17 protein-coding genes are annotated in these 16,377 nt (G+C 48.4%); 9 read left to right on the top strand and 8 right to left on the bottom strand.

The features are described from left to right. The first annotated feature begins 103 nt into the window (after window positions 1-103). Window positions 104-3,412, top strand: coding sequence for a S41 family peptidase (locus NY07_RS06585; RefSeq protein WP_033538555.1), 3,309 nt, complete (start codon window positions 104-106; stop codon window positions 3,410-3,412). A gap of 261 nt (window positions 3,413-3,673) precedes the next feature. On the opposite strand, the gene NY07_RS06580 is transcribed toward NY07_RS06585, so the two are convergent. The 5 genes from NY07_RS06580 to NY07_RS19405 all read right to left on the bottom strand — a co-directional run bounded on the left by NY07_RS06580 (window position 3,674) and on the right by NY07_RS19405 (window position 6,973). Then, a complete protein-coding gene (locus tag NY07_RS06580; RefSeq protein WP_033538554.1) occupies window positions 3,674-4,111 on the bottom strand; it encodes an OsmC family protein in 438 nt (145 codons plus the stop codon). 131 nt (window positions 4,112-4,242) lie between these two features. Further along, window positions 4,243-4,434 (bottom strand): hypothetical protein, encoded by a 192-nt coding sequence (locus NY07_RS19410; protein WP_140946924.1) that lies wholly within the window; start codon window positions 4,432-4,434, stop codon window positions 4,243-4,245. Window positions 4,435-4,714: 280 nt separating this feature from the next. Continuing rightward, window positions 4,715-5,035 carry a DUF3325 domain-containing protein gene (locus NY07_RS06575; RefSeq protein WP_033538553.1) on the bottom strand — a complete coding sequence of 107 codons (321 nt, stop codon included), beginning with the start codon at window positions 5,033-5,035 and terminating at the stop codon, window positions 4,715-4,717. Next, window positions 5,032-6,660, bottom strand: coding sequence for a PepSY-associated TM helix domain-containing protein (locus tag NY07_RS06570; protein ID WP_033538552.1), 1,629 nt, complete (start codon window positions 6,658-6,660; stop codon window positions 5,032-5,034). The genes NY07_RS06575 and NY07_RS06570 overlap by 4 nt, the downstream gene beginning before the upstream one ends. Window positions 6,661-6,664: 4 nt before the next feature. Beyond that, window positions 6,665-6,973: a hypothetical protein gene (locus tag NY07_RS19405; protein WP_140946923.1), complete on the bottom strand. Its 309-nt coding sequence runs from the start codon at window positions 6,971-6,973 to the stop codon at window positions 6,665-6,667. A 365-nt stretch (window positions 6,974-7,338) separates the two neighbouring features. On the opposite strand from NY07_RS19405, the gene hpf reads away from it, so the two are divergent. Further along, window positions 7,339-7,695 (top strand): ribosome hibernation-promoting factor, HPF/YfiA family, encoded by a 357-nt coding sequence (gene hpf, locus NY07_RS06565; protein ID WP_033538551.1) that lies wholly within the window; start codon window positions 7,339-7,341, stop codon window positions 7,693-7,695. Between the two features lie 60 nt (window positions 7,696-7,755). Here the strand turns inward: hpf and NY07_RS18995 are convergent, their stop codons facing one another. After that, window positions 7,756-8,172: a hypothetical protein gene (locus tag NY07_RS18995; RefSeq protein WP_052125529.1), complete on the bottom strand. Its 417-nt coding sequence runs from the start codon at window positions 8,170-8,172 to the stop codon at window positions 7,756-7,758. Between the two features lie 149 nt (window positions 8,173-8,321). Continuing rightward, window positions 8,322-9,407, bottom strand: a complete 1,086-nt coding sequence (locus tag NY07_RS06555) for a M35 family metallo-endopeptidase (protein WP_033538550.1) — start codon at window positions 9,405-9,407, stop codon at window positions 8,322-8,324. A gap of 470 nt (window positions 9,408-9,877) precedes the next feature. Between NY07_RS06555 and NY07_RS06550 the strand changes: the two genes are divergently transcribed. Both NY07_RS06550 and NY07_RS06545 read left to right on the top strand, forming a co-directional pair. Beyond that, a complete protein-coding gene (locus NY07_RS06550; protein ID WP_033538549.1) occupies window positions 9,878-10,300 on the top strand; it encodes an organic hydroperoxide resistance protein in 423 nt (140 codons plus the stop codon). Window positions 10,301-10,309: 9 nt separating this feature from the next. Further along, on the top strand, window positions 10,310-10,732 hold the full coding sequence (locus NY07_RS06545; protein WP_140946922.1) for a DoxX family protein: 423 nt from the start codon (window positions 10,310-10,312) through the stop codon (window positions 10,730-10,732). 169 nt (window positions 10,733-10,901) lie between these two features. Here the strand turns inward: NY07_RS06545 and NY07_RS06540 are convergent, their stop codons facing one another. Then, window positions 10,902-11,843: a LysR family transcriptional regulator gene (locus NY07_RS06540; RefSeq protein ID WP_033538548.1), complete on the bottom strand. Its 942-nt coding sequence runs from the start codon at window positions 11,841-11,843 to the stop codon at window positions 10,902-10,904. 141 nt (window positions 11,844-11,984) lie between these two features. On the opposite strand from NY07_RS06540, the gene NY07_RS06535 reads away from it, so the two are divergent. The 5 genes from NY07_RS06535 (at window position 11,985) to NY07_RS06515 (ending at window position 16,325) form a co-directional block, all read left to right on the top strand. Continuing rightward, entirely contained in the window at window positions 11,985-12,221 is a 237-nt protein-coding gene (locus NY07_RS06535) for a hypothetical protein (protein WP_033538547.1), read from the top strand. A gap of 1 nt (window position 12,222) precedes the next feature. Further along, window positions 12,223-13,155 (top strand): sodium-dependent bicarbonate transport family permease, encoded by a 933-nt coding sequence (locus NY07_RS06530; RefSeq protein WP_033538546.1) that lies wholly within the window; start codon window positions 12,223-12,225, stop codon window positions 13,153-13,155. A gap of 9 nt (window positions 13,156-13,164) precedes the next feature. After that, window positions 13,165-13,647 (top strand): 5-(carboxyamino)imidazole ribonucleotide mutase, encoded by a 483-nt coding sequence (purE, locus tag NY07_RS06525; RefSeq protein ID WP_033538545.1) that lies wholly within the window; start codon window positions 13,165-13,167, stop codon window positions 13,645-13,647. Further along, window positions 13,647-14,744 (top strand): 5-(carboxyamino)imidazole ribonucleotide synthase, encoded by a 1,098-nt coding sequence (locus NY07_RS06520; protein WP_033538544.1) that lies wholly within the window; start codon window positions 13,647-13,649, stop codon window positions 14,742-14,744. Before purE ends, NY07_RS06520 begins: the two co-directional genes overlap by 1 nt. 681 nt (window positions 14,745-15,425) lie before the next feature. Beyond that, window positions 15,426-16,325, top strand: coding sequence for a hypothetical protein (locus NY07_RS06515; RefSeq protein WP_033538543.1), 900 nt, complete (start codon window positions 15,426-15,428; stop codon window positions 16,323-16,325). Window positions 16,326-16,377: the final 52 nt, after the last annotated feature.

Genomic DNA, 16,377 nt, shown 5'->3' with positions numbered 1-16,377 from the left:
ACATTTGCTAATACTTCTTTGGTTATAAATTACTGTAGATTTAAGGAAAGTTTGCTACATTGTTGCCCCATAAGAATAAATTTGATCTTATTTTGAGCGTATTATGAAACTTTCTCATCTTTTTGCCTGTTGCGTCTTGGCATTGGGCACGGCTTCATCCTCTCCGCTTTTTGCTTCTCAGACCAACAATATTCAGACTGTCAATTCAACCGCGTCAGAGAATATTGGCTATTACCGCTCTCCAGCCCTACATGGCGATACCTTGGTCTTTACCGCTGAAGGCGATCTTTGGCTGCAGCAACTGGGTGATCCCCAGGCCAGGCGTTTAACCAGTCTTCCGGCAGAGGAGCTCGGGGCTGCCATTTCAAACGACGGTCGCCAGCTGGCTTTTGTCGCCAACTATGAGGGAGCGAGTGAGGTCTATGTGATGCCGCTTAAGGGCGGCGTGGCCAAACGAGTCAGTTTCGAAAATAGCCGAGTGCGGGTTCAAGGCTGGACCCATGATGGCCAGGTGCTGTATGCCACCGATAATGCCTTTGGTCCGGCGAACTACTGGGTGCTACGCAGCGTCGATCCTCAGACACTTAAGACGCAAGATTTACCATTGGCGGATGCCATCGAGGGCGTGATTGATAGTGCAGGGCAATATGTCTACTTTACCCGCTTTGGTCTGCAGGCTACGGGCGATAACGCTAAGGTTTATCGCGGCGGCGCCAAAGGAGAGTTGTGGCGCTTTAAGTTGGGTAGCGAGCAGGAAGCGGAGCCGTTAACCGCGGGTCATGACGGCTCTGTTCGTCAGCCTATGCTGTGGCAAGAGCGTCTTTATTTTGTCAGTGATAGCAGTGGCAACGATAACATCTGGTCGATGACGCTCGATGGCAAAGATTTGCGTCAACACACACAATTTGATGCCTGGCAGGTGCGCGGTGCCCGATTGGATAATGGCCGTATCGTGTTTCAGCAAGGCGCCGACATCAAGCTTTTTGATATTGCCAGCAATCGCCTCACCACAGAGGAGATCCACTTAACCTCAGATTTTGCCGAGCGTCGCGAGCACTGGGTCAACCAACCCATGAAGTTCGCCACCTCTACGCACTTGGCTCCTAAGGGTGACAAGGTGGTGATCACAGCTCGCAGTCATGTTGCTGTGGCGGGCACAGATGGGTCGCGGCTGGTGGAGCTGGCCTTGCCAGGGGATTACCGGGTGCGCGGCGCCGTGATGAGCCCAGATGGTAAGTGGGTCTATGGTATCAGCGACGCCTCTGGCGAGCAGGAGATCTGGCGCTACGCGGCCGATGGCAGTGCGTCGGCTAAGCAGTTGACTCAGGATGCCAGCGCCCTGCGCATGGGGTTGAGCCTGTCACCCGATGGCCGCTATATTGCCCATGATGATTACAACGGCGATCTCTGGTTATTGGATCTCAAGAAGGGTCGCAACACTAAGATCATGACCAATGGTCAGGGACTTGGCCCTTATGGCGACGTCGTCTGGTCTAACGATAGCCGTTTTATCGCCGTAACCAAGGATGAACGTGGCCAGCTCAGACCACAAATTGTGCTCTATTCGCTGGAGGAAGATAAAGCCCAGGCGCTGACCAGCGACAAGTATGAATCTTTCTCGCCAGCCTTCAGCACTGATGGCCAATGGCTCTATTTCATTTCAAACCGTGCCTTTAACGCCACGCCGACATCGCCTTGGGGCGATCGCAACATGGGCCCGGTATTTGACAAGCGTGGGCAGATCTTTGCCCTGGCGCTTACACCTGAGGCGCGCTTTCCCTTCAGTAAGCCGAATGAACTCAGTGTGACAGCTGAGAAAAAGGACGAAGCGGATGACGCAAAGATACAGGTGCAGTGGCAGGGGCTCAGCGAGCGTCTGTGGCAGGTGCCTGTCGCTTCGGGCAATTACAGTAAGCTACAGGTGACAGACAAAGGCCTTTATCTCATCTCGCGGTCGGTGGATGCTAACCAGGCTCCTAAGCTCGATTGGATTAAATTTGATCCACTGGCGCCTAAGGTGGAGACCTTCAGCGAAGATGTCGCCAGCTTTGCGCTTTCGGCCGACGACAGTAAGTTATTTTTGCGTCGTCACAGTAAAGGCGGCGAAGAGATGCTGATTGTCGATGCGGGTGATGCCTTGCCGAAAGATCTGGCCCATGCCAGAGTGCAGACCGAGCAGTGGCAACTGGCCATTTCGCCTCAGTTAGAGTGGCAACAGATGTTTGAAGATGCCTGGCTGATGCACAGAGACTCCTTCTTCGATAAGCAGATGCGCGGTCTCGACTGGCAGGCGACCAAGGCCAAGTATCAGCCGCTGTTGGCCAGGCTGACAGATCGTCATGAGCTTAATGATATCTTCAAACAGATGATGGGTGAGTTGGACGCCTTACACTCGCAGGTGCGTGGCGGCGATCTGCCGCAAAACCCTAACCTTCCTCAGGGGGCCAATCTAGGGGCTCGTCTGTTGCAGACAGAAAATGGGGTCAAGATTGCACATATCTATCAAAACGATAGTGAGCTGCCTGAGTTGGCTGCGCCGCTGGCAAAGGTGGATGTGAATGCCAAGGTGGGCGATCTCATCCTTGCGATTAATGGTAAGCCGGTGACTAGCGTTGCCGATGTGGCGCGTTATCTGCGCAATCAGGCTAGTAAGCAGGTGTTGCTGACGCTCAAGCGTGGACGCAGTGAGATCAAGACCATAGTGTTGCCTGTATCGAATCGCAACGATGCCAAGCTGAGATACCTGGATTGGGTCAGTAACAATAACCAGAAGGTGACTAAGGCGGGCGACGGCGAGATAGGTTACCTGCATCTCTATGCCATGGGCTCGGGTGATATCGCAAGTTTTGCCCGCGAGTTCTACGCCAATATTGATAAGAAAGGCCTAATTATAGATGTGCGCCGTAATCGCGGCGGCAATATTGATAGCTGGGTGATCGAAAAACTGCTTCGCCGTGCCTGGATGTTCTGGCAGCCGACTCAAGGCACGCCAAACACCAATATGCAGCAGACCTTCCGTGGTCATCTTGTGGTGCTTACAGATCAGCTAACCTATTCAGACGGTGAGACCTTCTCTGCTGGCATCAAGGCCTTAGGCTTGGCGCCGCTTATCGGTAAGCAAACCGCAGGCGCAGGCGTTTGGTTATCTGGACGTAACGCTCTGACCGATAAGGGGATGGCGCGAGTTGCCGAGTATCCGCAATATGCGATGGATGGTCGCTGGATTGTCGAGGGGCGTGGTATCAGTCCGGATATCGAGGTGGATAATCTGCCCCATGCCACCTTCAAGGGACAAGATGCCCAGCTGACTAAGGCAATCAACTACCTTAAGCAGAAGTTGGAAGTTGAACCTGTGTTGCCGATCAAGGCACAGCCTATGCCTGCAAAAGGGATGGCCCAAGACATTAAATAAACTGTGCATTAACGCCTTGTGTTAACTAAGTAAGTTTTAGGGGGTTACCGACCAAGCAGTTCCCAGGTCGGTAACCTCCATTTTTATTGAAAGATGGCTTGATTTGAAACGATTGGTTGTCGCGTAGCAGATATCAATCGAAAAGAGTGATAGCCAAATGAATGGCTAATGGATTGCCATAGCCTCGCTTATCTGCCTGTCTTGACTCGATGTCTCGGGGGATGGAACTCAATCCGGACTGCAATGCTCGAGCTGTCGATTCTAGCTAGGTGTTATCTTTATCGTCAGCTCTTTGGTTAAGGAGTTGGCAATAAAACAATGTTTATGAGCCAAAGCATGCAGCTTGGCTAACGTCTCTTCGCTCTGCTCTGTGTTAAATATCACTTTAGGATTTAGCGTGATTTGCGTGATTGCCGTGCGCCCCTGGCTATTGCGGCCAAGCTCGGCGCTGGCACAGTCTTGGTAGCTAATTACCTCAAGGCGTTTCTTCTGCGCTATGGTTAGAAAGCTCAACATATGACAGGCAGCGAGTGCGCTAAGCAGGCTCTCCTCTGGATTGACCTTATCCTGGCTGCCTTGATACTCAGGAGCCGCAGAACCTTCAAGTGTTTGGCCACTGGCAAAATCGAGTTGATGATCTTTGCTGCGTTGATCTTGATCTCTGGTTTGCGGCCAAGAGATGGTGACTGAAAAAGACATCTGGCTTGGGAGTTAGTGACTGAGATGGCCAATATAGCAAAGATTGCTGGCTTTGCCCTCAGCAAAATCTATTGAATCTAAAAGGTTAGATTTGCATGGTGCTTTTGCGCTGCCAGAGCTCTCTTGGGGTCTCAGGTTTTTTGCTGTGCCTGAGCACTTAACTGCAGCGCCAATGGCGACAGTGTGACTTTGTCTTGGGTATGGTCTGCGGCGTTAGCCAATTGCCGATAAAGCCCTACTTGAGCCTTGGATTTAGCTTTTCCATTTGTGCTGGAATCGTGACGCATCCACTTTTGGTAAGCCGTCGTTTTTGAAATTCGCACCTAGATGCCTGTTAATATCTGCCTGAGTATAAGCAGATGATAAATAACAGTGACTGAATCCAGGCTGAATGAAATTTGTGCAAACAGGCGATTTATGTTTAGAGGCTTAAGTTTAGTCGCTTAAGTTAACCGGCTTAAGTTAATAGCTCTAGTTGAAGTGTCTATCAATCGAAACTGATTCTCTGCACTCAGCTTTGTCTATTTAGCTTTGTGCACTCAGCTTTGTAAACTCAGCTTTGTAAACTAATCCCCTAGCTCCTTTTTAACCTAGCTTGTTATCTCATATGACGAGGTTGCCTAACGCAATAACAGTCGCGGTTATCATGGCGGTGGGCAGGGTTTTGGCTTGATAGCTGAGTAGCAAGATAACGGTAAGCGCTGCGCCGCTCATGACACCAACGAAGGTGATACTGGCATAAGCGATATCATACTCTTGAATCAATAGGCTAAAGCTGAGTGCTAATAAGCCCCAGCCCAGCAAGGTGAATATCCTTTGCTGTTTACTGCTGGGGGCCTTATTAAAACAGCTCTTAAAATGAGTGAACATGGCTAGCGCCAGCGCGCCAAAGGCGGTAAAAGTCAGTGACAGTGCTGCGATCATGGGCGTACTTCCTTCATTTTGCCAGTGTGCTTAGCAGGCATAGAGCGCTCAATCAGACCTGGAGCTTGAGATACTCGCTTGGCGGCAAAGCCAGCGATTAAGGCAAACAGCAAACAAGCGATGTCTACTCCGGCCAAGGTCCATTGACTGGCGACTATGTTGCCGACAAGGTGTTGTCCTGAGGTCATCGCGTTGAGTAGCGGCACTGCGCCAAACGCAAAGGCGGTCAGCATTAGCCATTGTCGCCAGCGTGCCAAGGATTGTTGGTTTCGTATTGCGTCCCAGATGGCGATACAGGCGATAACCGCTATGGTGATAAAGAAGCTATCGACTTCGCGCTGAGCTCTGTCGCTCAGGTCGACGGGTAACAAGCGATTAGCGTAGAGAAACACAGCACTAGCCAGCGGCAGCCCGCAGATCACGCTGATATTAAGGACATTGACTAGCTTAAGGCCCACCGAAGGCTTGGCGCCTGCCTGTATCGCTTTTTGCTGTTTCTGAGCAATCTTTACTGCCCAAAGCAGTGTGCCTGTGGCGATCATGGCGCAGCCCATCAGTCCGCAGAGGAAGAACAGCCCCCTTAGTGCCCAGTCGGCAAAGCGCGCGGTATGCAAGGCCATCAGGGTATCATAGGTCTGATAGGTCACGGTTTTGAGATCTTCTTTAAAGAGCGGCTGGCCGGTGACGCCATCGAAACTTAGCATAGTGCGGCTGTCTGTCACCTTATGGGCGCTATTGAGGGTGAAGCTGATGCGGCTGTTATCACGTCCTGGCGCGTTTATGGTCACCTGCTTTAATGGCGCCAAACCCCACTGCTGCTCTACTTGTGGTAATAGCTGCTTTGCTTGAACCAACTCTGCGGATACTTGGCTTGGTTTAATCTGCATGCGGGCGGGATTGAGGTCGGCGCGAAAGGCGCGTACATCGCCATCATATTGAGTTAAGGCGCCCCAAGGCATGAACATAAACATCAGGGTGATCAGGCCTGTATAGGTGATGATCAGGTGGTAGGGCAGCGCCATGACGGCACTCACATTGTGGGCGTCGAGCCAGGAGCGGCTTCCCTTGGCACGTCTGAAACTGAAGAAGTCTTTAAAGATGCGTTTATGGATCACCACGCCGCTAATCAGGGCGATAAGCATCGCCATAGTGGCCAGGCCAACAATCCAGCGCGCAGTCGCTACCGGAAGGTAATGAAGATCAAAGTGTAAGCGATAGAAGAAGTTGCCCCCTTTCGAATCGCGTATTTCGGTGATCATCTGCTGACTATTCTGACTGACCACATGTTCGTGATATTTACCGCGGCGCTCGCCTTTAATCGGGGCATCTTGCCAGGCAAAGCTTAGGTAAGGTTTACGCTCGGTAGGCAGGCTGATGATCCAGCTATTAGCATCGGGTGCGATTTCGGCCAAGTAGCTCTGGCCTTGTGCGATCTGTTTGTCTAGTAGCTTTTGAGAGTAGCTTTGAAATACTTCCTTGTGTAGCTCAGGTTTGCTCCAAAGGGTGATCTCATGGCGAAAGTAGCTCAAGCTACCCGCAAAGAAGATAAGCAAGAGTAGCCAGCAGACTGCTAAACCCGCCCAAGTATGCAGCCAGGTCATAGAGCGGAAAAAGGTTTCTTTCATGGTATCAACCCAAAGCTAAGGTGAGGCAATAGAGCGCTAAGCAAACTGTCAGGGGTTCCAGTACCACGCGTTTGTGGGATCTCAGGCTAAAAAGTCGAATGATCATGGCAGCAAACAGGCTAAAAGAGCTCATGGTTGCAATCAGTACCGCATCGATTCGGCTAAGGGGTAATAACTCTGTTAGTAAGACGCAGGCGAGTGCTGCAATGCCGTAACCGCCGAGAAGAGAGCAGAGTAAACGTATAATGACGGAAGCTGTGGGAGAGAGGTCTCGCTCAAACAGCGACTGATACTTGGCTATGGTGCTATTCACTATCGGTTATGTCATGGTGTGTTAGGTATTCGGTATATTACCCTTGTTGACATAAATTCTCATTCGCATTTACATGTAAAGCTAACAGATCATCATGAGTGTGGTAGATAAAAGACAAATTGATTAAATTTTGTTTACTTTGTGGGATTTATGCTCGATATACCCTATTTGTGCCTGATATTCTGTTTTGCCTGCTTGCTTTTAACTTCTATGGGGAGTACACATTAGTAGACACTGAATGGATATTTACTTGGATTTCGCCCATGCTTAAATAGGCGTTAAATGAAAAAAAAGCGTTTCACCCCTTGTTTTTTCTTTCACTCATCCCAAGTTCATTATTGAAGTCATCCTAAAAAGGAAAACCTATGAAAATAAATCTTTCTGGTCACCACGTAGACATTACCGATTCAATAAAAGAGCATGTGAATCAAAAGTTTTCCAAAATCGCGACCCATTTCCCCACGTTAATCTCACTCGATGTCATCATTGCCAAAGAGCATGGAGAGTATCAGGTCGAACTGAGTACGAATTATGAAGGTAGTCGGATATCAGCCTCTGGGAGTGACGATGTTATGTATCCGGCTATAGCGGCTGCAGCCAAAAAACTTGATGCGGCGCTAAAGCATAGAAAAGGTCAGTTGAAGGCAGATTTACATCAAAAGCCAGTAAGTACGACACCAGAGATAGCCCATGAGATCATCCAAGAGATGAAATTGGTCTAATCGGTGTCGAGTTTCATTGATAAAAAACCACCCTCTGGGTGGTTTTTTTATGTCTGAAGATCAGGGCAGACTTATTAATAAGCTGGGGCATTCAAGGTAAGTCGCATCTTCTTTGTGGGCCAAACTTTGGATTAGATGCAAAGTCTTGAGCGATACCCGATACTCGCCAGGTGCGATAACGTAGGCCTGAGAAAGCTGCAGCGATGCGGTTAACGGTTTATCCGTTGGTAACAGCAGGTATTCATCGTCACTGGGCTGGCCGCGCTTGGCCAGTGCGCCTTGATACTCGAGAACTGTCTGGCGCTGAGTATTGGTTAGGGTCAAAAATTCACTAAACCAGGCATCGAAAGGTGTGGCACGGCTAAGCAGGTACCATTGGCTATTTGGCGGCGCGCTGATCTCAAAGGTGAGGCTGTTTGCCAGGTCCGCCTTATACAGGCGACAGCTGGGCATGGCTTGCTGAGCAAGACTATTCATACTGACCATCCAAAGCATCAAGAGGCTAACTGATAAGTATCCTAAGGGATTTGACATAAGCATTTATCGAATAGGCATTTATAGGAACAGGTGAGAACAAAAAAGGGCGGAAACTTCCGCCCATAATGACAAGAAAGAGTACAACTAGATTAGTTCAAGTTAGGTGTGTTTTCAGCAAAATATTCATGGCTGTCAGCATTTTGTATTGCTTTAGCTGGATCGCTGATCGCCAATGATTTTGCACCACTTTGGCCATAGACAATATCGTCGGTACCGGCCACGACATTAAAATGGCTGGTTTCATGGATAATAGTACCGCCTTTAGAGTCGGTACCTGTTGTCGGGGCAGACCAGAAGGCATTACACATGTAGATCTTATATGGCTGCGTTGGGTAAACATAAGCAAAGTATTGCTTCTTACAGCTGCAGTCGAAGGTGAGGGGCTCGTTGTTTAACGCGTTATCAATTTTGCTGAAATTGTTGCTCACCGTGTTCCAGCGAGATGAGCTGTATGCGCCAAACCAGGTGCTGTAACGCTGTGAATTGCTGCTGGCAGTGGCTAGGTGCTGGTTCGCATCGGCTGACATGTTTTTCGCCGCGGCTAGACCCGCCAGAATATCGCTTTGTTGTGAGTTGCTGCAGCGTCCAGTGAAAGAGATACCGTCTGGCGTCGTACCACCGCCATCACCAGTGCCGGGTTTACCTTTATTGGCACCGCCCTTAAACTCACGACCTTCCAAATAGAAACTGGCTGATTCAGACTGTATCCCTTCGATACCGAGACGAGCTAGCTTTTTCGCCTGACCCGGGTTAGGAGAAAACAGTTGCATAGAGCTGACATCATAGCTGATCTCATAGTTGGCGGTTGCCGACATGTCATATAGTGAAGACAGTTCTACTTGGTAAGAGATACTCTCACCCGCTTTTAGCTTGATGTAGTCCTTATGGCTTGGTGCTGGGCGCTTGTAGTGAGCGCCTAAATAAGGACGAGCTTGACCATCTGCTGTGACTTTAAAGAGCGACTCTTCAACACCCTCTGCCGCCGTAAACCACTTAAGTAGTTTTACCGGTACATTCTCTTCGTTGGTTAACGTCAGGGTTACCATGACGTCTTGATCGCTACTAAAGCTGTCTTGGCTCATTTGAAGTTTAGCGGCGATCCCATCGGCAAGAGCCGATTGACTTAGTAAGGTGGTAGCGATGGCGAGTGTTGATAATGTGAATAGTTTGCTCATCAATTTTTCCTTTTGATTGAGGTTATTTTTATTGGTGTTAACAAATGTTACTCAGTTGTTACAATTTCGGAGTTTAATCTTATTAAGGTTTGAATAGCAAGCATTTGTTGGTGCTTTATTTTGTATAACACCAATTGGGTAGAGTATTGGTCTTTATCTCTTGGGGTGGGGAGATATTCAGTTTGAAGTCAGCTAACTTGTAGAGGTATGGGATGGTTTGCGGTGGGTTATGAAGGTGAGGCCAGTGGTCATTAGTGCCTGTTATCGTTTTCTCTCACAGTACGGATTTTAGGTTTTCATATTCATCTCATTCAGGGCATCGACTGGGTCTTTCAACTTGGCGTTGTGCAAGCGCTTTGTCGCAGGAATTAAAATTTAAGTTGCACACAATTTAATTTAGGGGTATAACTTTGGGTAAATGAGTTGCGCGCAATTTAAATTTGTCTTTTGAAGTGATCTTAGGAGTTAACATGAAAACCTTATATGAAACCCAAGCAACAGCCAGTGCAGGGCGTAATGGCCTGGTAGCAACCGATGATGGCAAGCTATCTATTGCTCTTAGCTACCCTAAAGAGATGGGCGGAACTGGCGAGGCGAGCAACCCGGAACAGTTATTTGCGGCGGGCTACAGCGCTTGTTTCTCAAATGCCATTTTGCATGTTGCCAAAGAAGCAAAAGTCAAATTGTCTCAGGCGCCAGTCACCGCCAAGGTGGGTATAGGGCCTCGCGCCGAAGGCGGTTTTGCCTTGACTGTGGCCCTAAGTGTCGAGCTGGATTTGCCACAGGAGCAAGCTTCTGAATTGGTTAAAACGGCTCACCAGATTTGTCCTTACTCTAACGCCGTACGCAACAACATTGACGTAGGAGTAATGGTTAATGGTGAGTCTTTGTAAGTGCAAATTATGAATAGCCATTCGATAGATGAACGATTCGCTTCTGCGGGTATCATAGTTGGGCGTATCATGCTTGCGCTCTATTTTCTTGTCCCTGGGATCATGAAGTTTGTCAGTTGGGATATGCATGTAGCCTTAATGGAGCGACATCAGATGGTGCTAATTCCGCTGCTGCTTGCCAGTGCCGGCGTTAGCCAGATTGTGGCGGGCATTTGTTTAATATTAAACCGTTATACGTCAGTGATTGCTTCGCTGTTAGCTATGATGGTGTTACTGATTAACGTTACACTGCATGATTTTTGGCATTTCGAAGGGCTTGAAGCGGCACATGAGATGCAAAATTTCATTAAGAATCTAGGTATATTCGCAGGTTTACTGGTGTTGGCTGGCCACAGTCACCTCAAGCACCTTGGTAACAATGGGTTTCGCTAGGTCTAGTTTAGATAATCCGTAAGCCTGAATTTGTCAGCCATTGCCTATGGGCGTCAGTTATAGTGGCGTCCCCTAATGACCTAGCTTGTATAAATATCTGCAAAATGGCGCATAGATAAGCTAGATCTTCACCAGGACACAATAAAAGGCCCCATCCTATGGGGCTTTTTTATAGCTTGTGCTTGGCGAGCTCGGTCAGCAACATTTCGCGTCCCTCGCTTTCCACATGGGTCAAAAAGGCCTGGGCGATCGCCGAGGGACGTTTAGATTTTAGCCAGAGAAAATACCAGTTGGAGTTGATCGGCAGTTCCTTAACATTTAGCTGAGCCAATCCGGTATTACCACCAAAGGCGAGGGTATGGGCCGAGAGTATGCTGACGCCTAGCCCTGACATTACAGAGTGCTTGATCGCTTCGTTGCTCTCTATGGTCATCTTGACGTTGAGTTTAACGCCCTGTTTAGCCATAAAACGCTCGATGGCCAAGCGAGTGCCCGAGCCATTTTCACGCATCAAGAAGGGCGCCTCGCAGAGCTCTGCCAGAGAGACGCCTTCCTGACTGACGAAGGGATGATTCTCGGGGGCTATGGCCACCAGGGGATTGTTGAAAAATTCTATGCTCTCGGTATTGAGCTCTCCTGGCGGGTGACTGAACACATAAAAGTCATCAATCCCTTGTTTGAGTCGCTCGATGATCTGTTTTCGGTTACCCACATTTAGCTGAACGGCGACATTGGGGTAACGCTCGCAAAAGGGGCCCAGTAGATGGGGAATAAAGTACTTTGAGGTGGTCACCACGGCCAGACGCAGGGTGCCCGACTTTAACTCTCCCATATCAGACAGGGACATTTCTAGCCGCGCAAAACTGTCGAGGATTTCGGTCGCTGCCTTAACGACCTCCAATCCCGCTTCGGTAAATACCACCTTACGCCCGACAATGTTATACAGCGGAAAACCTATCACATCGGCCAGTTTTTTTAGCTGCATAGAGATGGTGGGCTGAGTGAGGTGTAGCGTTTCGGCCGCGCCACTGACACTGCCACAGTCATAGACAGCCAATAAGATCTCCATCTGTCTGAGGGTGCCTAAGTGTGCCTGTAGCCTAAGAGACATAGTCGTCACTCCATGTATAGATTTTTATCTATATAAAAACATAAAAATATCTATTTTTATATATAAATTATTTTTGGCAAGATCGTCTCTATTGAAAGAACACCGAAAACATTGCGGTATCAGTCGTAAACGGGGGATCTTATGAAACACCTATTTCAATTTGTTTTGGCAGAGAAACAATCACTTTTCAGTATCTTTGTTGGCTTAATGGTTGCGGCACTCGCCTTTGCCACCATGAATGAAGGTCACAACGGTATGGGACTGCTTATTGTTGGCATCAGTTTGATTTCACTGAGTCTAGTGTCAATCGCCATCAAGATGTCATCTAAGCGTCGTGCCGTAAAACCTGCGCGTAGCCTGCAAGTCAAGGGCGCATAAGATGCAGCTCGATATCACGATAGCCTTTTTTATCCTCGGCGCCTTGGCAACGTTATTGAGATCTGACATCCAGTTTCCAAAGGCGCTGTATCAGAGTCTGACCCTATTTCTTATGTTGGCCATCGGTCTTAAAGGTGGCGTGGCGTTGTCTAAATACGGCTCGATAGCCCTTTTGCCTCAGTCACTTTTGGTGATTGGGCTTGGTTTGGTTCTTCCTCTGATCGCCTTTCCCATTCTGCGTTTTATCGGCCAGCTTAAGCTTGAAGATGCGGCCTCTATCGCCGCTCACTACGGCTCTGTCAGTATAGGCACCTATGCGGTGGCCGTGGCCTTTCTCGAGACGCAAAACATCAGTTATGAAGCCTATTTCCCGCTGTTTGTGGTGTTGCTGGAGGTCCCTGCCATTGCAGTAGGTATCGCCCTTGCTAGACGTTCGGGTACTAATGTTAAGTGGCGAGAGCTGATTCATGAAGTGTTTTGCAATCAAAGCTTAGTGTTGCTCGTCGGTGCCCTAATCATTGGCTACTTGTGGGCTGAGCGTATTGAAGGGATCACGCCGCTCTTCTTCAACCTGTTTCATGGCATATTGGCACTCTTTTTACTTGAGATGGGCATGCTCGCGGCCAGCAGGCTTAAAGATCTCAAGCATATGGGCAACTTTATGCTGGCGTTCGGCGTATTTATGCCGCTGCTAGGCGGTTTATTGGGCTGTATTTTAGGTTTACAGATGGGGCTGTCGAACGGCGGCGCAACTTTACTGGCTGTACTGGGGGCTAGCGCGTCTTATATCGCGGTGCCGGCAGCCATGCGGGTCGCTATTCCCGAAGCCAACCAGAGTCTGTCGATCACCTATTCATTAGCAATTACATTTCCGTTCAACGTATTGGTGGGCATACCTACCTATGCGCTGTTCACAAATTGGTTATCAAATTAAGAGGCACGTATGAGTAAAGCAAGAGTAGCAATCATCATGGGTTCACAGAGCGATTGGCCGACCATGAAAAATGCCACCACAGTCCTGGATGCCCTAGGTATCGCTTACAGTAAACAGGTGGTTTCGGCCCATCGCACGCCTGAGCGTCTGGTGAGCTTTAGCCATGGCGCAGCAGACGAGGGGATTGAGGTGATCATCGCTGGTGCCGGCGGCGCGGCGCATCTGCCGGGCATGACGGCGGCCATGACACATCTCCCGGTGATCGCTGTACCTGTAATGAGTAAGGCCCTAAAAGGAATGGATAGCCTGCTGTCTATCGTGCAGATGCCAAAAGGAGTCGCGGTAGCCACTCAGGCAATTGGCGATTCAGGCGCCTTTAACGCAGGCCTAATGGCAGCGCAAATCTTGGCGCTGGGCGATGCAGAACTGACCAAGCGTCTATGTGACTGGCGCGCTAGCAAAACCTCAGGTGTGCCGCTGGAGGTAGAATAATGCGCATTGGCATCATAGGTTGTGGTCAGCTGGCGCGTATGATGGCACTAGCGGGCATTCCCTTAGGCCTAAAATTTAGCTTTGTGGCCGATGGTGGCCCTGATACGGATCTCAGTTGTGTCGAAGGCCTGGGCCCTGTGGTTCCCTGGCAGCCAGGGCAGAGTGTAAGCGAACTCTATAAGGCCTTGGGACAACCGGACGTTATCACGGTCGAGAAGGAGCAGGTGGATCTGGATTTAGTGCGAGCACTCGAAGCACATTGCACTATTAGGCCCAATGTTGACAGTATTGCCAAGTGCAAGAGTCGTATTCATGAAAAGCAGCTGTTAGCCCAGCTTGATATTCCTTGCGCGCCTTTTACCTATGACGTCAGCCTCGAAGAGAGTGCCAAGACATTAGGTTATCCCATGGTGATCAAGTCGCTCGATGAAGGTTATGACGGCAAAAATCAGTGGGTAGTGCGTAGCGATGAGGATCTTGCCAAGGTGTCGCCTGAGCTGAAAGCAGGTCATTATTTGGCCGAGCAATGGATCCCCTTTGACGCCGAAGTGTCTATTATCGGTGTGCGTAGTGCAAGTGGTGAGGTGAGCTGTTACCCCCTAACCGAGAACCAACATCAGAACGGTATTCTGGTGCGCTCAATGGCACCGGCTAGAGGGTTAAGTGCCGAGATGATGCAGCAAGCGCAAACTTATATGACCAAGCTGCTGGAAGCACAGCAGTATGTAGGCGTACTTGTCATGGAGCTGTTTGTGGTGGGTGATAAGCTGCTGGTTAACGAGTTGGCGCCAAGGGTGCACAATAGCGGTCACTGGACCCAGCTCGGCGCTCAGACTTGCCAGTTTGAGAACCATATACGCGCCGTCGCCGGACTCGCCCTAGGGGCCACTTCGGCTATAGGTAAGACGGGCATGCTGAACCTGCTAGGTGTTGCTGCACCACCTATGGACGCCCTGAGTGCCAACGCTAGTCTGCACTGGTACAACAAGGCCGCCAAGCCTAACCGCAAGCTAGGACACATCAATTTCATGATGGATGATTACGGCCAACTCGCTAGCCAGATGCAAAGCGTCGAACAGTCGCTGGTGAAGTGCTAAGTTAAGTGACTGTGTCTAGTGCTCTAAATTAGCGGCTAGTTAAATCCCGAACCGTTGATGAAAGCCCCGACAAAATATGTCGGGGCTTTTTTGTGTCTTAACATCTGAATTTAAATACTTTATTTGGCTTTAGTGGGTAATGTGACAGTCGACAGATACAAAAAAGCCGCTAAACCCGTCTGGTAAGGGTTTAGCGGCTTTTGAAGGTCATTGCTAACCTTTGTGTTGGTGGGGCGGCGGGGCTCAGGTAAAGTTTTTAATTGTTTGTTTTTTATTGGCTTGTGTGTGTTGGTTTGTTTAGGGTGTTACATTGGGTGTTACAATAAAAACAGGCTCTATAGTGGAGTTAATTCAAAATATTTGCAGAAAGTGAGTATATAAGGCCAGCGTTGACCATAAATTCAGCTAAATGCATGCAGGCATCTTACTGATAGATTGAGTCGTCGATATACCTATTCTCCTTTTCTGATCTTAGTTTTAAGCCCAAGTCAACGGGCTTTAATTTGTCTGCTCTTCCTCCCAAATCAATGACTTCTTCATACTCCTAAAGTGCCTTCTATGTAACCATAACGTGTGCCATGACTACTGCCCGAACGGATTTTATAAGCGGTCGATTCTTATGCTTTTGAGCGACAGAGTACATGACTTACCTGTTGAACAAGTAAAAGGGGAAAGTCGAAAATGAGCAAGTTATTTAAATTAAAGAATTATTTTACGGTTGAAGAAGCTGCGAAACACCTGTCCAACTTAATTGAGGAGACTGTGTTGCTAGCTGACCTATACAGATTAGTGCTTGATAAGCATCTAATTATGTCAGTTAGATTCAATAATCAGGTCTATGCCCAAGCGGGTCACTATGTATGCAATCAAGATGATCACAGTAACGCTCTTGTCTTTGACAAATTGGTTCATGTACTTGATGGAGTTTGGGACTTGGCGATGATTGGCACAGAGTCTCAGGAGATTGAGACTTTATATCAAGAGGAAGTTGGTGGTCCCGGTCCAATGTATCCAGAGGTGAACGGCTTTTGCTTAAAACGTGCTGAAGTTATTTACAAGCTGCAAAAAAGCCTTCATCTAGAGGGTAATAGATATAATTTTAATGCGTTAGAATCTAGGCGGGACAACCTATTGAAATCAAAGGGTCTAAATATTGATGATCTTGGTGAAAGTTGCAATGGTTTAGTATTCGATTGCTTTAGCTCTATTGAGCTTGATGAGTTTATGTCAATTAATGAAGCACTTATGCAAGGTGAAGATGGTAATTATATTAAAAATGATGATTACCTAGCCCTTGAAGATGTTGGTTATCAATTTGTTATTAGAACCAGCGAAATAACACGCTTTGCTCAGTCGTTAGAAGATGCTGCGCACGAAAAAGCTCTTACTACCAATGAAAAATATTCTTTATTAGTTTTAGTCGCCGCGTTATGTAAAGAGGCAAATGTAGATTATAGCCAAAGAGGGATCGCAACATCCTTAGTCGCTATGACTGAGTTGATTGGCGCGCCTATAACAGACGACACTGTACGTAAAATATTAAAGCAAATCCCTCAAGCAATAGAGTCTAGAAGCAAATAGCCCTGCCTAATAAAAACCGAATTCGGAATCCTAAAACCGAATTCGGTTTTTA

The sequence above is a fragment of the Shewanella sp. ECSMB14101 genome, from assembly GCF_000773485.1.
GTDB classification, from domain to species: Bacteria; Pseudomonadota; Gammaproteobacteria; order Enterobacterales; family Shewanellaceae; genus Shewanella; species Shewanella marisflavi.
Note: the sequence above shows the minus strand (reverse complement) of the source record. Positions and strands in the feature narration are given on the sequence as shown.

Bases quoted from the DNA above. Each gene is read 5' to 3' on its own strand.
- NY07_RS06585 (WP_033538555.1), top strand. From the start codon at position 104: ATGAAACTTTCTCATCTTTTTGCCTGTTGCGTCTTGGCATTGGGCACG.
- NY07_RS06580 (WP_033538554.1), bottom strand. From the start codon at position 4,111: ATGTCTTTTTCAGTCACCATCTCTTGGCCGCAAACCAGAGATCAAGAT.
- NY07_RS06575 (WP_033538553.1), bottom strand. From the start codon at position 5,035: ATGATCGCAGCACTGTCACTGACTTTTACCGCCTTTGGCGCGCTGGCG.
- NY07_RS06570 (WP_033538552.1), bottom strand. From the start codon at position 6,660: ATGAAAGAAACCTTTTTCCGCTCTATGACCTGGCTGCATACTTGGGCG.
- hpf (WP_033538551.1), top strand. From the start codon at position 7,339: ATGAAAATAAATCTTTCTGGTCACCACGTAGACATTACCGATTCAATA.
- NY07_RS18995 (WP_052125529.1), bottom strand. From the start codon at position 8,172: ATGAATAGTCTTGCTCAGCAAGCCATGCCCAGCTGTCGCCTGTATAAG.
- NY07_RS06555 (WP_033538550.1), bottom strand. From the start codon at position 9,407: ATGAGCAAACTATTCACATTATCAACACTCGCCATCGCTACCACCTTA.
- NY07_RS06550 (WP_033538549.1), top strand. From the start codon at position 9,878: ATGAAAACCTTATATGAAACCCAAGCAACAGCCAGTGCAGGGCGTAAT.
- NY07_RS06545 (WP_140946922.1), top strand. From the start codon at position 10,310: ATGAATAGCCATTCGATAGATGAACGATTCGCTTCTGCGGGTATCATA.
- NY07_RS06540 (WP_033538548.1), bottom strand. From the start codon at position 11,843: ATGTCTCTTAGGCTACAGGCACACTTAGGCACCCTCAGACAGATGGAG.
- NY07_RS06535 (WP_033538547.1), top strand. From the start codon at position 11,985: ATGAAACACCTATTTCAATTTGTTTTGGCAGAGAAACAATCACTTTTC.
- NY07_RS06530 (WP_033538546.1), top strand. From the start codon at position 12,223: ATGCAGCTCGATATCACGATAGCCTTTTTTATCCTCGGCGCCTTGGCA.
- purE (WP_033538545.1), top strand. From the start codon at position 13,165: ATGAGTAAAGCAAGAGTAGCAATCATCATGGGTTCACAGAGCGATTGG.
- NY07_RS06520 (WP_033538544.1), top strand. From the start codon at position 13,647: ATGCGCATTGGCATCATAGGTTGTGGTCAGCTGGCGCGTATGATGGCA.
- NY07_RS06515 (WP_033538543.1), top strand. From the start codon at position 15,426: ATGAGCAAGTTATTTAAATTAAAGAATTATTTTACGGTTGAAGAAGCT.